Source organism: Dyella terrae, from assembly GCF_004322705.1.
Classification (GTDB): Bacteria; Pseudomonadota; Gammaproteobacteria; order Xanthomonadales; family Rhodanobacteraceae; genus Dyella_D; species Dyella_D terrae.
Window position 1 is genome coordinate 1,606,561 of the sequence record NZ_SIZZ01000001.1, and the last position, 14,742, is coordinate 1,621,302.

Here is a 14,742-nt window from a genome sequence, read left to right on the forward strand (position 1 = left end):
GCGCTTCTTCATGACGGCCCTCTCGCAACCACGCGATGCTCAGGCCGCCTGTGGCGCCCCGGAGTGCGACGGATCCACCCAGTCCTCCGGGGTCAACGGCGCCAGCCCGTGCGCCACCCTCGCTTTGTCACACTGCGCGCTGGCCCGCCCAAACTCCCAGGCGGGCTCAACCTCCCGGCATACCGAAGGACGCCGCTCGTACACGCCGCAGTTCCCGTCTTTGCCTACCGTCCCCTGCAGGGCCACGCAGCGCGGCTGGCGCGCCTGCGTTCCACGCATGACCAGGCGGTGCGGGTCCAGTTTTTCGGTGAGATCAGGAGGCACGACGCCGCCCATGAACGGGTCGGCTTCGGACCAATGGAAGGCAACACGAAAGTGGGCGCAGCAGGCGCCACAGCGCAGGCACGGATGAGCCATAGTCCGACGGAATAGCGCACCCCAAGGCACGCGGCGCGCGCATTCTAGAGCGCGTCCCGGGGGACGCGCATCTGCCGGTCAGGGGGTGCCGCGGAAGGTGTTGCAGGCATCGACCCGCCCGCTGTCGAAGCCCGCCTTGAACCACTTCACCCGCTGCTCGGACGTGCCGTGCGTGAAGGAATCCGGCACGACCCGGCCCTGCGCCTGCTGCTGGAGCGCGTCGTCGCCGATCTTGCTGGCGGCGTTCAGCGCACTCTCGATATCGCCCGCCTGCAGCCACTGCAGGCGCTGCTGCGTGCGATTGGCCCAGACGCCGGCGAAGCAGTCGGCCTGCAGCTCCTGGCGCACCGAGAGGCCGTCAGCGCCCTCCATCGCGGCACCGCGACGGCGCGCCTGCTCGACCTGATTGAACACGCCAAGCAGGTTCTGCACGTGATGTCCGACCTCGTGGGCAATGACATAGGCCCGGGCAAAATCGCCGGAGGCGCGGAATCGATCCTGCAGTTCCTGGAAGAACGCCAGGTCCAGGTAGACCTTCTGGTCACCCGGGCAATAGAACGGCCCGACGGCTGTCGATGCCGCGCCGCAAGCGGTGTTCACGCCGCCACTGAACAGCACCAGCGTTGGGTCCGTGTACTGGCGACCATTCTCCGCAAAGATATCCGTCCAGGTCTTCTCAGTGGAGCCGAGCACCGCGCTGACGAATTCCTTTTGCTGCGGATCGACCTGTACCGGCTCACCGGTCTGTGCGGCTTGCCCGCTGCCCGTGTCGACATTGGTCAGCAGCGCCGTCGGATCCTTGAAGAAGACCAGGCCGAGAATGGCCAGGATGACGATGCCGCCGATGCCCATGCCGCGGCCACCACCAAAACGGCGCCCGCCACCACCACTGTCGACTTCGACGTTCTGACTGCGTTCGCCTTTCTGCCAGTCCATGGGTGGTCTCGCCTATACCTGGGAACCCGGACGATAAACCCGCCAGCCGCGCGCGTGAAGAGGTGATGTCAGGCTCGCGAATGCGTTCACCGCGTCATCACTTCCTTCGCGGCGTCCACTACAGTGGGCGCTACTCCAACGGAACCCAGCCTCATGGTCCAACACCTTCCCGCCATCGTTGCCGTGCTGACCATCCTGCTGCTGTTCGGCACCACCTGGGTGGTCGGTCGCGCCCGCATGAAGCACGGCATCAAGGCGCCAGCCACGGCGGGGCATCCGTCGTTCGAACGTGCCTACCGCGTGCAGCTCAATACGATCGAATCCACCGTGATGTTCCTGCCCACCCTGTGGCTCGCCTCGACCTACAGCGCGCCGCTGTGGGCCGGCCTGCTTGGGCTGGTGTGGATCGTCGGACGCATCTGGTATGCCGCCGGCTACCTGAAGGATCCGGCCAGGCGCGAGGGTGGATTCGTGCTCTCCAGCGCAGCGTGGCTGATCATGCTTATCCTGGCCATCATCGGCCTGGTGCGCGTGATCGCCGTCAGCTGAGCGGCGCGACCGCGCTGACGACCCAAACCCGGTGCGGCACATGCATCGGGTCGGCGGGAAAGCGGCTGGCAAGGATTTCGCCAAGTTCGGCATCGAAACGCGCAACGTTTGCGGGATCCAACGAAGCACCCACCCCCGCGCTGGCACGAATGCGACCGCGCCAGTCTTCGTGGCTGTAGGGCACGCTCACGTCGAAGGAAAAGGTGCGGATGTCGCCCAGCCCCGCCTCCTGCACGTCGCGCAGCCACGCGGGATACAGTCCCGTGCCATCGGCCTGGGCCCAGGCCGGGTTATAGGCCTTGATGAGCGTCTCGGTGGCTTCGACCATGTTGCCGGCCAGCGGCAACCAGTCGAAATGCGCAATCACGAGCCGACCGCCGGGTCGCAACCATTGCCGCACGCGAGCAGCGGCGGCCGGACGATCGAACCAGTGCCAGCACTGTCCGGCCGTCACCAGGTCAAAGCTGGCGTCCGGCAGCATCGCCTCTTCCACCCTGGCCTGCACATGGCGCACCTGCACACCTGCCGCGCGGTCGAGTTCGGTTGCCTGTCCGAGCAACGCGGCAGAGGGATCGAGACCGGTGACCGCCAGGCCGCGCAGCGCCAGACCACGCGCCACCACGCCTGTACCGGTGCCAATGTCGAGGGCAACCTCACCCGGATGGGCCAACCCCTCCTGGAACAGGTGCTGGAAAAATGCCTCGGGAAAACCCATGCGGTGGCGGGCGTAATCACTGGCAGTCTTGCCGAAATCGATCAGCATGCGTTTCCCCGTGATGGCATCAGGTTGCCCGATCAGTCGACGATGTTCACCTTCAAGCGCTCGATACGTGCACCGTCCATGGCAACCACCTCGAAATCCAGGCCTTCGCTGGCGAGGCGATCGCCCACGCCCGGCAGGCGTCCAAGCTGTTGCAGCACATAGCCGGCCAGTGTCGAAAAACTCCCATCGCTGCTGAGCTGGCGATTGAGCAGATGCTCCACGCGACGCAGATCCAGGCTGGCATCGATCAGCCAGGTGCCGTCCGCTTCCTGCACGGCCGCCGGATCGCCGCTGTCCTCATCCGGGAACTCGCCAGCGATGACTTCGAGCACGTCGGTGGGCGTCACCAGGCCGAGCACGCTACCGTACTCGTCGACCACCAGGGCCACCTGCAACGGCGAGCGACGAAACTCATCGATCAGGCGCAGGACACTGAGCGATTCGAGCACGGTCATGGGCCGGCGCACGACGTTGTCGACATCGATCCGCCCGTGTTCGAGCAGGCTCGCAAGCAGATCGCGCGACGACGCCACACCAATGAGCTGATCCAGATCGTCGCCGGCCACCGGCAACCAGTGATGCGTGGACGAAGTGACTTCCGCGCGCAACAGCTCGGCACTTTCGCGCGGATCGACCCAGCTGATTTCCGGACGCGGCGTCATGATCGACCGCACCGGGCGATGCGCCAGATCCAGCACGCCCTGCACCATCGCCAGCTCGTCCTTGCCGAATACCGCCATGCCGGTTTCTGCCACCGTCGCGGACGCCTTCGGCACGTCTTCCTCTTCTTCACCGCCGGCGCCGAGCAGCTTCAGCACCGCGCGTGCCGTGCGATCGCGCAGGTTGCGCGGACTGCTGAACAGGCTGCGCTGGCGGTTGCGGCGCATGGTCTGGTTAAAGAACTCGATCATGATCGAGAAGCCAATCGCGGCGTACAGGTAACCCTTCGGAATGTGGAAACCGAAGCCCTCGGCCACCAGGCTGAAACCGATCATCAGCAGGAACGACAGGCACAGGATCACCACCGTCGGACGCGCGCTGACGAAATTGGTCAGCGGCTTGCTCGCACTGATCATTAGGATCATCGCCACAACCACGGCGATCATCATCACCGACAGGTGGTCGACCATGCCGACGGCGGTGATCACCGAGTCAAGCGAGAACACGGCATCGAGTACGACGATCTGCGTGACGACCAGCCAGAATCGTGCATGCACGCGATTGGCGTTTTCATGTTCGTCACTGGATTCAAGCCGCTCGTGCAGCTCCAGTGTCGCCTTGAACAACAGGAAGATGCCGCCCAGCAACAGAATGATGTCGCGCCAGGAAAGCGAGAAGCCGTTCCAGGTGAGGATGGGCGTGGTCAGTTTGACCAGCCAGGACATGGCACCCAGCAGGGCCAGACGCATGAACAGCGCCAGGCTCAGGCCCATGATGCGCGCGCGATCGCGCTGATGCGGCGGGAGCTTGTCCGCCAGAATGGCGATGAAAACAAGATTGTCGATACCCAGCACAATCTCGAGCACCACGAGGGTGAGGAGACCTGCCCAGGCAGTCGGGTCAGCCAACCAGTCGAAAGCGAACATGGGTCAGACGCCTTGGCGCCTACATCCTCCTGAAAAGGTTGCCCACTATACAGGCTGTGCCTGCTCCCTTCGTGCGTCCCGGTCACGCATACCCGTGCCAAAGGGCAGGATTGCGCCGGGACGAAGCGGACGGCTAGCGTGTCATCGGCGGTAGACGGCGCGTTTTGCTGCCGCCCTGCCGCAGGAACACGCCATGGAAGCACTTCGTATTGACTCCGCCTTCACATCCAGCACGCCGCCGGCATCACCGCCTCGGCTCCCGTCGATCTGGGCAGCACTCGGGCTGATCGTTTTCTACTTCGTCCTGCAGTTCGCTGTCGGTGCCGTCGTCGGCCTGGTGATGGCGGTAACACTGGGCGTGCATGGCGGCAGCCATGTGCAAGCCAGGATTCACGAGGCGCTGACCCGCCCTGACATCAGCGCGGTCATGGTCATGCTCACCCTGGTGATTTCGGCGGCCATCACCCTGGTGCTGGCACGCCGGCTGTGGCCCTCGATGTGGCAACTGTCTGCACCACCCGGCTTCGGCTTCGCCGCGCCGCGCCACACGGGTTACTTCGTCATTGCGTTCGCAGCGGGCCTTGCCCTGCCCTTCATCGGCGGACTGCTCACGCAGTGGCTGGCACAAGGGCACGAAGTAAGCCAGGACATTAAGCAACTGGGGGCGACCGCATCGCCAGCCATACGCATTCCGCTGGCCCTGCTGATCGTGACGCTGGGGCCTTTGGTGGAAGAAGTCCTGTTCCGTGGCGTGTTGTTGTCCGCGCTAAGCCGCCGCACCTCGATGTGGGTGGCCGGCCTGCTGAGCGCGGCGCTGTTCGCCTGCGTGCACCTGCCCGACCTGGCCTTCCTCTGGTACGCGATTCCCAACTTGTTGCTGCTCGGCTGCGTCCTGGCGTGGCTGCGGATTCAGTCCGGCTCGATCTGGCCGGCGGTGCTGACGCACGGCGTCAACAACGCGCTGGCCGTCGTGTCCTGGTTCGTGATGACCCAGGGTAGCTGACGTTAGCCCGGACGGACGCCGAAACGGCGCAGCAGTCGCGCCGTCTCATACACGGGCAAACCCATCACGCCGGTGAAACTGCCTTCGAGGTGCTCGATCAGGGTCGCGCCGCGACCCTGGATCGCATACGCGCCGGCGCGGCCGAACGGTTCGCCGCTGGCCACGTACGCGGCGATGTCGTCGTCACTCAGTGACGCGAAACGAACGCGCGACACGCACACCTCGCTTTCCGCGCGCGTGCCCTGAACTGCCCAGACCACCGAGATGGTCTCGTGCGTGCGCCCGGAAAGTCGCTTGAGCATCGCGGTGGCATCGGCCGCATCGGCCGGCTTGCCGAATACTTCGTCGTCGAGCACCACCTCGGTATCCGCACTCAGCACGATGGCGTCGGCAGGCAACCCCGCCATGCCCGCCCGCGCCTTGTCACGCGCGACGCGACTGACGTAGTGCACCGGCGATTCGTCCGGTGACCGCACTTCCGGCACATCCACGTTGACCGCCTCGAAGGCGATGCCGATCTGCTCCAGCAACTGGCGACGACGCGGCGACTGCGAGGCGAGATAGAGCATGCGGGATCCTTGTCAGAACGGTCGGAGGTTTTCCATTACGGACGCATGTCGCCCTTCTCGACGAAGCGCTCATGCCACGACAGCGCTTCGGCCAGCAGGTGCGGCGTGTGCTTGCCCTTGCTGTCGCGGAAGGCGCGATCGAAATAATCCTGCAACAGCGGGCGATAGTCCGGGTGGGCACAGTGGCGGATGATCGCATGCGCACGCTGACGCGGCGACAGGCCCCGCAGGTCGGCGAGTCCTTGCTCGGTCACCAGGATGGAAACGTCATGCTCGGTGTGATCGACATGACTGACCATCGGCACAATGCACGACACCGCGCCATGCTTGGCGGTGCTTGGCGTCAGGAAGCACGACATGAAGCCGTTGCGGGCGAAGTCACCCGAACCGCCAATGCCGTTGATGATGCTGGTGCCCGCGACATGCGTGGAATTGACGTTGCCGTAGATGTCCGCTTCCACCATGCCGTTCATGGCGATGCAACCCAGGCGGCGCACCAGTTCCGGATGATTGGATATCTCCTGCGTACGCAGGATGATGCGCGAACGGAAGAACTCCAGGTCGGCAAGGAACTGGTCGATGCCCTTCGGACTGAGCGAGAACGAGGTGGCGGAAGCGACTTTCAACACGCCCTGCGCCAGCAAGTCGAGCATGCCGTCCTGGATCACTTCGGTGAAGGCGGTCAGCCCCCTGAAGCCCGCCTCGCGCAAGCCTGCAAGCACCGCGTTGGCGATGTTGCCCACGCCCGACTGCAGCGGCAGCAACTCCGGCGGAATGCGACCGCGCGCGATCTCGTGGCGGAAGAATTCGATCAGGTGGCCCGCGATCTGACGCGAGGTTTCATCTACCGGCGCGAATGCGCTGTTGCGATCCGGCGCATGCGTTTCAACGACCGCAATGACCTTTTCCGGATCGCAGCGAAGGTAAGGTTCGCCAATGCGATCGTCCGGGTTCACCAGCGGAATCGGCTTACGGTGCGGCGGCAACGCCGTGCCGTAGTAAATGTCGTGCATGCCGTCCAGCTCGGACGGCTGCCAGTGATTGACCTCGATGATCACTTTGTCGGCGAGGTCCAGCCAGGTTTTGTTGTTGCCGACCGACGACGATGGCACCAGGCGACCGTCAGGCAGGATCGCCGTCGCCTCGATGATCGCCAGGTCCAGCTTGCCGAACAGGCCAAACCACGCGTACTGCGCGACATGGCTCAGATGGATGTCGATGTAATCCATTTCACCGCGATTGATGCGGCCACGCAGCTCCGGATCGGACTGATACGGCAGACGCAGATCGATCCCATCCGCGCGGGCCAGTGCGCCATCGAGCTCCGGCGCGGTCGATGCGCCCGTCAGCACACGGACGCGAAACGCTTCACCATGCTGGTGCGACGCCGTCATGCGCGCGGCCAGAGCCTGCGGGACAGCCTTGGGATAGCCCGCCCCGGTGAAGCCGCTCATGCCGATGGTCATGCCCGGATCGATCAACTCCGCGGCCTGTTCCGCCGACATCACCTTGGCGCCCAGACCGGCGTGGTGAATGCGCTGCTCCATCGTTCTACCTCAAGCCAGAAAATCCGGTGATGGTACGCCCGCAGGCGTTACGACGGGCTTCACAGCGGCCACGACCATGGTGGTGTTGACGGTTAGAGGGTGAGGCTGTACTCGCGAAACTCGAGATCCAGCACCCAGCCCTTGGACTCATAGAGCCGCTGCGCGGTGAGGTTGTCATGCGCCGTCGACAGCGACAGGCCGACCACGCCCATCGCACGACCATGAGCCTCGGCCGCATCCAGCAGCGCGCCTGCGACACCATGTCGCCGCGCCTCAGGCGCCACGTACAGGTCGTTGAGCAGATAAGTGCGCGCCGTGCGTACCGACGAAAACACCGGATAGAGCTGGGTGAATCCGACGGGTGCCTCGCCGTGGAACGCCAGCAGGATCACCGATTCATGATGCTGGAACCGTTGCGCCAGGAACTGTCGCGCACGATCGATATCCCCCGGCTGCTTGTAAAACTGGCGATAGGCGTCGAACAACGGGGCCACGAGGTCAAGGTCGTGGATGGTGGCTTGGCGGACGGTGATGGGCATGGGCGGGAGCCGGTGGGGGATCGAGCCGAGCATAGCCGCTCCCCTGACCCGCGGAACCCTCATAAATCGTCATGTCGGGCAGGTGTATGGACTGGAGACATGGCAGACAGCTGTGCCAGAACATGGTTTACACCTCGGCCGAGGCGAGGAGGCCTGGTTGGGTGCCCCCTATGCGTCACGGCTACCGGATGCCCGCTTTCGCGGGCATGACGACGTGAGAGTGTGGGGCGATAACCGTGTGTGGTCGCCACTGGGTGCCTGCCATCGCAGGCATGACGGCATGCTTGGGATATGCCGTGAATACGTGCGTGGTCGCCCGTGGACGACGGCGCGGGGATGTGCGCGAGCGCCATTAGCGGTGGGGCGGATAGCAAGCAGTCGGACGTTAGTTGGCCTCACCGGTGATCACTTGAGCCTGCCTGTCCCGTGAGACACGTATCTAACGCAAGCGCACCCCCGCTCTCAGGCCATTTTCTTTGGGTTACTTTTATTTTGGGCCAGCAAAAGAAAAGTGACTCGGCCGACGGCAGTCGGTCGAAACGCCCCCGCGGCGCAAGCGGCAAGGTCGCGGTATCGCACAGATGAGCGTGATCGCCCCTGGATGCCGGCTTTCGCCGGCATGACGACGTGAGAGGGTGAGGCGACAACCGTGTGTGGTCGCCACTGGGTGCCGGCCTGCGCCAGCATGACGAAGACAGGGAGGGGAAATAGCAACCTCTCAGGACAACAGCGTGATCTGTCGAAGCGGCCTGGAGAACCTCAGCAACTCACGCCCGGTGATACGGATGCCCTGATAGCAACGTCGTCGCCCGGTACAGCTGCTCTGCCAGCACCAGCCGCACCAGCATATGTGGCAGCGTCAACGGCCCCAGCGACCATGTCTGGTCCGCGCGCGCCAGCACCTCCGGCGCATGGCCATCCGGCCCGCCGATCAGGAACGCGAGGTCGCGCCCGGACATGCGCCAGCGCTCCAGCTGTTGTGCCAGCTCCTCACTCGACCAGGTCTTGCCCCGACCGTCCAGCGCGACCACATGGATATCGCGCGGCAAGGCCGCAAGGATCGCGGCGCCTTCATCGAGGATCGCCCGCGCATCGTCGCGGCCTTTCCCACGCACGCCCGGCTTGAGCTCGATGAGCTCCAGCGGCAGGTCATGGGAAAGGCGTTTGCGATACTCGGCGAAACCCTCCGCCACCCAGGCGGGCATGCGTTCACCAACGGCGATCAGGCGTGCGCGCATGGGGAGGGATTTGGCGGCGAGTAAGGGAGATCAGGCGCCGGTGGCGGCACCTTGGGACACAGCGTCACGCAGGCTCAGCCCGCGTTGACGGCTTCGTTGTCGGCTTCGCGGTCGCCCACGGTCCACAGCCGCTCCAGGCCGTAGAACTCGCGGATGCGCGGGAGCATGACGTGAACGATCACATCGCCCAGGTCCACCAGGACCCACTCGGCTTCCTGCTCGCCTTCCACGCCGATCGGCATCACGCCCGCCTTCTTGGCGAACTTGACGACTTCATCAGCGATGGATTTCACATGGCGGGCGGAAGTGCCCGAGGCGACGACCAGGAGGTCGGCGATGGAGGTCTTGCCGCGGACGTCGATTTCGCGAATGTCCTTGGCTTTGAGGTCCTCCAGCGCGTTGATGACGTGCTTGCGGAGGGATTCGGTGTTAACCGACTTGTTACGTTGGGAGGTCTGACTCAAGTGCGTGTGCCTCGATGCGGGATCGATACGCGGGATGGCGCGGGCGCAGTATAACGCCCCAGCCGGGGCACCTGTTCAAGTGCTGCCCGCCGACCCATCTGCAAGCACGCCCGGTGAATCCTGCGTCAACTACGCACGACGCGCTTCGTCCAGCTCCCGCGCCAGGTCGGCCATCAGCCGCGCCACGCTCACCGCACGCGCCATGCCCACACCCTGCCCGCTCCATTCGTTGGTGAGATCGGCCCGCCCGGCGGCGACGGCGGCCTTGCGCAGTGGCGAGGTGAGCGCGTTGAGAATGGGATACGGCGGCAGGCGATCGGCCACCGGCTCCAGCGCTTTCACCCAGGTGTTGTTCAGCCCGCGCGCTGCCCGGCCCGAGATGCTGTGGATGGTGACGACCTCTTGCTCGCGGGACACGGTCAGGTCGCGTTTCCAGCCCGGCGCGGCCGCGCTTTCCTCGCAGGCGAGAAACGCGGTACCCATCTGGCACGCGACGGCACCCAGACCGAGCGCCGCGTGGATCTGCCTGCCGTTCATGATGCCGCCAGCGGCAATCACCGGGATCGTCACCGCGCGCATGACCTGCGGAATCAGCGCCATCAGTCCGATCATCGAACCAGCATCGCCATGCAGGAAACCGCCGCGATGACCACCCGCTTCCGAGCCCTGCAGCCCGATGGCATCCGCGCCCAGCGCCTCCCATGCCATCGCCTCGTCGGCATTCGTCGCGGTACCCACCACGAGGATGTCGCGCTGTCTGAGTTCGCGCATTTGCTCCGGCGAGATCAGGCCAAAGGCAAAACTGGCGACGCGCGGGCGCGCCTCGCACAACGCCGCGAACTGATCGCGGAATGACGGCGCCCAGCGCGCCGGATACTCGCAGCGCACATCCAGGCCTTCGCCCTCCATCAGGTGATCGAGCTGTCGACATGCGAAGTCAACGGCGGCCTGATCGACCTCGAACGCTTCCGGCAACACGAAGAGATTGATGGCGAAGGGCTTCGACGTCGCATCGCGCACCTGCCTCACGCGATCGAGCAGGGCCTGCGCCTGGAGATAACCGGCGCCGATGGAACCGAGGCCACCCGCGTCACCCACTTGCGCGACCATCGCCGCGGTATCCGACCCGGCCATCGGTGCCTGGATGATGGGCAAGCTCATGCCCAACCGACTCAGAAAATCATGCATGGGCTGCGTCACTCTTGAAGGACTGCCCATGATAGTCCCGCGTCATCACACCGCACAAAAAAGCAGCCCTCCACGAAGGAGGGCTGCCCTGACGATACGCGAACGGTGCTCAGGTACCACTGGCCGGCGGCGTCGCTGCCGGCTCGGTGCTCTTGGACTTGTTGTGCTTGTGATGCTTGCCACTCTTGGCCTTGTCGGCGTCCGACTTGGTCGCATCGGACTTCATGTCATCCGATTTCATGGCGTCGGACTTCATCGAGTCGGACTTCATGGCATCCGATTTCATGGCGTCCTGTGACTTCATCGAATCCTGGGACTTCATCGCGTCTTTGCTGGCGTCCTGCGCCATCGCATGCATGCCGAAGCCGAGCGACAGGGCCACAGCGGCGGCCAACACGGTGTAACGGGAAGCTTTCATGGATTTCTCCTGACGTGGGTGAGATACGCGTGCGAGCAAGCACATCCATTCGACCTGCGCGGCACGATCCTCTCCGCACGGGTCATACGCCTCTACCGACTTCTCGACCGGGTTGCCTGACACACCGATAGAGCAGGCTCATGCGCCGCCGGCTAGCGAAGCGTATACCCATGACCTTCGCGTTCATGCGACGTCAGGTTACGTCCGTTCAGCGGAAAAACCCGCATCGTGCCAACTTGCGCCGGGAGTTGCTGCAATGCGCGTCCGCGACGATGCGCACGCCAGTGCACGTCTCCGCGATATCGAGACAAAAAGCTTGCGCGCCGCAGCACGGTTTCACGTCGAACGTGAAAGTCAGGAACGCAAATTCTGACGAGGCTGCAGGAGGCGGCCACCCATGGCAGCGTTGACAGCTATCACGATGAATACTGCCAAGGCATGCAATGCGAGGTCGGTGCCGGTGGAAATGAAGCTATGGCAGATCTCAAGCAGAACCGCCGACGCACCCGCGCTCGCAAGGCCGATCAGCACGGCGGTGCGCACGGGCGACAACGGACAGGCGCGACGCAGCAACACGATCATCAGCACCGACAACGGAATGGAAAATCCGATGATCAGGAACAGGCAATCGACGGCCGTGTGTGCGTGCGCGTCGCCGGACAGCAGGACGCGCAGGCAGCCGACGCCGCTGGCACCGATCCACAGCAGGGCCGGCGGCACGGGCAGCCATATCCATGCGCGAGAACGTCCAGGCACACCCAGCGAGAACGCCGCCCATGCCGCGCTGATCGCCGTCAGCAAGGCGCCGATGGCGGCAATGGCAAGATCCGGCGTGTGCTCCCAGCGGCGCATCATGGGCTCGGCACCGAATCGCCACAGCAGCAATGACGCCATGACGGCAACGAGCAACATCCAGCCCAGCGTGCGTCGCCATGGCGACAGCAAGCGACGCACCGGCGTCAGCTGTTCGCCCAGCGCTTGAATCAGTGCCTCGTGACGCGACGTGTCGGACATCACGCGTCTCCCTCGATGCGCTGGCGCAGGGCCTTCAAGGCACGATGCAGGTTCACCTTGAGGGCACCGGCCGTGCGCCCGGTGGCCTGCGCGGCCTCGGCGAGCGATTGCTCCTTCAAGGCCAGATGCTCCACCGCTTCGCGCTGTCCTGGCGGCAAGCCGGCAATGGCCTCATGCAGGCGCGCGTCGTCCTGCGCGCGCTGCGTGTCGCGCGTGGCGTCGTCGCCGTCGGGATGGTTTTCATAAGCCAGTTCGTCATTCACTTCTCGTCGATCGCGACGACCCTGTCCGCGCAGGCCGTCGATCGCCCGCCGCGACGCGATCGCGTTCAACCAGGCGTCGAAGGAGCGGGACGGGTCGAAGGTCTGGCGCACGCGATGGATGGTAAGCAGCGTCTCCTGCACGACATCATCGATGCTGTCCGTCGGCACGCCCTGCCGCCGCGCCGCCGCGCGAATCAACGGCACGGCTTCGGCAAGCACTTGCTCGTAGGCACGCCGGTCGCCTGTCTGCGCAGCCGCCATCCAGGCCGCGCGGCGCAGGTCACCGGGATCAAGCTGTCGGGAGGCATCGTCGGACAAGGGGAAACGCGCAAGCGTGCCATGGGCGGTGCCGACATATAGACCCATGCTGCCGCTGGCGGTCAAGCCACTCATGCCTTCGTTTCCTTCGATGTCTTCCCCATCCTTCGCCCGAGGCGGCCCGCAGGTTACCTGCACGCGGGGTAGTAACCTCGCAGCCATGCCCGCCGAATAACCCGATAGTCCACCCGGAAACGCGCCATGTTCCTGCTGATCCTTGCCTACTTCGGCGGCTTCATCACCATCCTCAGCCCCTGCATCCTGCCGGTGCTGCCCTTTGTGTTCTCGCGCGCCGACCGCCCGTTTGCGCGCAACGGCCTGCCCATGCTGATCGGCATGGCGCTCACCTTCGCCCTGGTCGCCACGCTGGCGGCCGTAGGCGGGGGCTGGGCCATCCGTGCCAACCAGTACGGCCGGGTAGTGGCTCTCGTGGTGCTTGCCTTGCTTGGCCTCACGCTGGTCTCCGAACGCCTGGCCGACTGGCTGACCCGTCCCTTCGTCGCCCTCGGCAACAAGCTCGTGCAGCGCGAAGACGCCAACCGCGATTCCATCTGGTCGGCGGCGGGCCTGGGCGTCGCTACGGGCCTGCTGTGGGCACCGTGTGCCGGGCCCATCCTCGGGCTGCTGCTCACCGCCGCGGCGCTCAATGGCGCCAGCGTGACCACTACGCTGTTGCTTCTCACCTACGCCCTCGGTGCGGCCACATCGCTGGCACTGGCCCTGGTCATCGGAGGCAAGGTGTTCTCGGCCATGAAGCGCTCGCTCGGCGCCGGCGAATGGATCCGCCGCACGCTGGGCGTCCTGGTGCTGGTCGGCGTGGGTGCGATTGCGCTGGGATTCGATACCGGCTGGCTGACGCGCGTTTCGCTGGCCAGCACGGGTGGTTTCGAGCAACGGCTGGTGAACATGGTTCGCCCGGCACCCAAGCCGCAACCCGCAGTGCAGCCCGGGAAAGCGCTGGGCGTGGAAGGCACCATGCCTTCCCTCGATGGCGCCACCGCGTGGCTCAACAGTGCACCGCTCAGCACCATGTCACTTCGCGGCAAGGTCGTGCTGGTCGACTTCTGGACTTACTCCTGCATCAACTGCATCCGCTCCCTGCCCTATGTCCGCGCCTGGGCCGACAAGTACAAGGACCACGGCCTGGTTGTCATCGGCGTGCATGCGCCTGAGTTCGCCTTTGAGAAGGACCTGGGCAATGTCACCAAGGCTGTGAAAGACCTTGGCGTCACGTATCCGGTAGCGCTCGACAACGACTTTGCCATCTGGCGCGGCTTCAACAACGAGTACTGGCCCGCGCATTACTTCATCGATCCGAAAGGCCAGATTCGCCACCATCATTTTGGCGAGGGCGAGTACCAGCAAAGCGAAGACGTCATCCGTCAATTGCTGACTGAAGCGGGCCAGACCAACCTCCCTGGCGGCTATGTCGACCCGCAGGCAAAGGGCGCGGAAGCCGCCGGCTCAGGCGACTACAACCGCTCGCCGGAAACCTATGTCGGCTACCAGCGCGCGCAGAATTTCATGGGTGGACCGTTTGCACGCGACGACAGCTGGAGCTACCACGCGCCGTCGCAACTCAACGCGCACCAGTGGTCGCTCGACGGTCAATGGACCGTCCATGACGAAAGTGCCCAGCTGGATCGCGCCGGCGGCCGCATCGTCTATCGTTTCCGTGGCCGTGACCTGCATCTGGTGCTCGGCCCGGGTGCTGACGGCAAGCCGGTTCGATTCCGCGTGCGAATCGATGGCAAGGCACCGGGCAACGACCACGGCATGGATATCGATGCGGGCGGCAATGGCACCGTAACGTCACAGCGCCTCTACCAGCTGGTGCGCCAGGCCAACGGTACCGGCGAGCGCACGTTCGAGATCGAATTCCTCGATCCGGGCGTCCGCGCCTACGCCTTCACCTTCGGTTGATCGAATC

At 64.8% G+C, this 14,742-nt stretch carries 16 protein-coding genes; 3 read left to right on the forward strand and 13 right to left on the reverse strand.

Annotated elements, in window-relative coordinates; all coding sequences use genetic code 11:
* Positions 1-39: 39 nt before the first annotated feature.
* The gene (locus tag EYV96_RS07220) at positions 40-417 is read right to left on the reverse strand and encodes a YkgJ family cysteine cluster protein (RefSeq protein WP_131150768.1); all 378 of its coding nucleotides are present in this window, start codon (positions 415-417) and stop codon (positions 40-42) included.
* A 78-nt stretch (positions 418-495) separates the two neighbouring features.
* Positions 496-1,353 (reverse strand): KPN_02809 family neutral zinc metallopeptidase, encoded by an 858-nt coding sequence (gene ypfJ, locus EYV96_RS07225; protein ID WP_131150769.1) that lies wholly within the window; start codon positions 1,351-1,353, stop codon positions 496-498.
* A gap of 153 nt (positions 1,354-1,506) precedes the next feature.
* Here ypfJ and EYV96_RS07230 point away from each other — a divergent pair, with 153 nt between their 5' ends.
* A complete protein-coding gene (locus EYV96_RS07230; RefSeq protein ID WP_131150770.1) occupies positions 1,507-1,902 on the forward strand; it encodes an MAPEG family protein in 396 nt (131 codons plus the stop codon).
* On the opposite strand, the gene EYV96_RS07235 is transcribed toward EYV96_RS07230, so the two are convergent.
* Both EYV96_RS07235 and EYV96_RS07240 read right to left on the reverse strand, forming a co-directional pair.
* Positions 1,895-2,665, reverse strand: coding sequence for a class I SAM-dependent methyltransferase (locus EYV96_RS07235; protein WP_131150771.1), 771 nt, complete (start codon positions 2,663-2,665; stop codon positions 1,895-1,897). The two genes, EYV96_RS07230 and EYV96_RS07235, sit on opposite strands and share 8 nt — an antisense overlap.
* Positions 2,666-2,697: 32 nt before the next feature.
* Positions 2,698-4,251: a TerC family protein gene (locus EYV96_RS07240; protein ID WP_131150772.1), complete on the reverse strand. Its 1,554-nt coding sequence runs from the start codon at positions 4,249-4,251 to the stop codon at positions 2,698-2,700.
* Positions 4,252-4,444: 193 nt separating this feature from the next.
* Between EYV96_RS07240 and EYV96_RS07245 the strand changes: the two genes are divergently transcribed.
* Positions 4,445-5,254, forward strand: a complete 810-nt coding sequence (locus tag EYV96_RS07245; RefSeq protein WP_131150773.1) for a CPBP family intramembrane glutamic endopeptidase — start codon at positions 4,445-4,447, stop codon at positions 5,252-5,254.
* A 2-nt stretch (positions 5,255-5,256) separates the two neighbouring features.
* Here the strand turns inward: EYV96_RS07245 and EYV96_RS07250 are convergent, their stop codons facing one another.
* From EYV96_RS07250 to EYV96_RS07290, 9 genes are all read right to left on the reverse strand, one after another.
* Positions 5,257-5,823, reverse strand: coding sequence for a Maf family protein (locus EYV96_RS07250; RefSeq protein ID WP_131150774.1), 567 nt, complete (start codon positions 5,821-5,823; stop codon positions 5,257-5,259).
* Positions 5,824-5,858: 35 nt separating this feature from the next.
* Positions 5,859-7,370: a succinyl-CoA:acetate CoA-transferase ScpC gene (scpC, locus tag EYV96_RS07255; protein WP_131150775.1), complete on the reverse strand. Its 1,512-nt coding sequence runs from the start codon at positions 7,368-7,370 to the stop codon at positions 5,859-5,861.
* A gap of 92 nt (positions 7,371-7,462) precedes the next feature.
* Entirely contained in the window at positions 7,463-7,909 is a 447-nt protein-coding gene (locus tag EYV96_RS07260; RefSeq protein WP_131150776.1) for a GNAT family N-acetyltransferase, read from the reverse strand.
* Positions 7,910-8,676: 767 nt separating this feature from the next.
* The gene (gene rlmH, locus EYV96_RS07265) at positions 8,677-9,147 is read right to left on the reverse strand and encodes a 23S rRNA (pseudouridine(1915)-N(3))-methyltransferase RlmH (protein WP_131150777.1); all 471 of its coding nucleotides are present in this window, start codon (positions 9,145-9,147) and stop codon (positions 8,677-8,679) included.
* A 74-nt stretch (positions 9,148-9,221) separates the two neighbouring features.
* Positions 9,222-9,611: a ribosome silencing factor gene (gene rsfS / locus EYV96_RS07270; RefSeq protein ID WP_131150778.1), complete on the reverse strand. Its 390-nt coding sequence runs from the start codon at positions 9,609-9,611 to the stop codon at positions 9,222-9,224.
* Positions 9,612-9,740: 129 nt separating this feature from the next.
* Positions 9,741-10,772, reverse strand: coding sequence for an NAD(P)H-dependent flavin oxidoreductase (locus tag EYV96_RS07275; protein ID WP_240732362.1), 1,032 nt, complete (start codon positions 10,770-10,772; stop codon positions 9,741-9,743).
* A gap of 136 nt (positions 10,773-10,908) precedes the next feature.
* On the reverse strand, positions 10,909-11,217 hold the full coding sequence (locus EYV96_RS07280; RefSeq protein WP_131150780.1) for a pentapeptide MXKDX repeat protein: 309 nt from the start codon (positions 11,215-11,217) through the stop codon (positions 10,909-10,911).
* A gap of 354 nt (positions 11,218-11,571) precedes the next feature.
* Entirely contained in the window at positions 11,572-12,231 is a 660-nt protein-coding gene (locus tag EYV96_RS07285; RefSeq protein WP_131150781.1) for an NrsF family protein, read from the reverse strand.
* Positions 12,231-12,887: an RNA polymerase sigma factor gene (locus tag EYV96_RS07290; RefSeq protein ID WP_240732363.1), complete on the reverse strand. Its 657-nt coding sequence runs from the start codon at positions 12,885-12,887 to the stop codon at positions 12,231-12,233. The genes EYV96_RS07285 and EYV96_RS07290 overlap by 1 nt, the downstream gene beginning before the upstream one ends.
* A 126-nt stretch (positions 12,888-13,013) precedes the next feature.
* On the opposite strand from EYV96_RS07290, the gene EYV96_RS07295 reads away from it, so the two are divergent.
* A complete protein-coding gene (locus EYV96_RS07295; protein ID WP_131150782.1) occupies positions 13,014-14,735 on the forward strand; it encodes a cytochrome c biogenesis protein DipZ in 1,722 nt (573 codons plus the stop codon).
* Positions 14,736-14,742 lie beyond the last annotated feature (7 nt).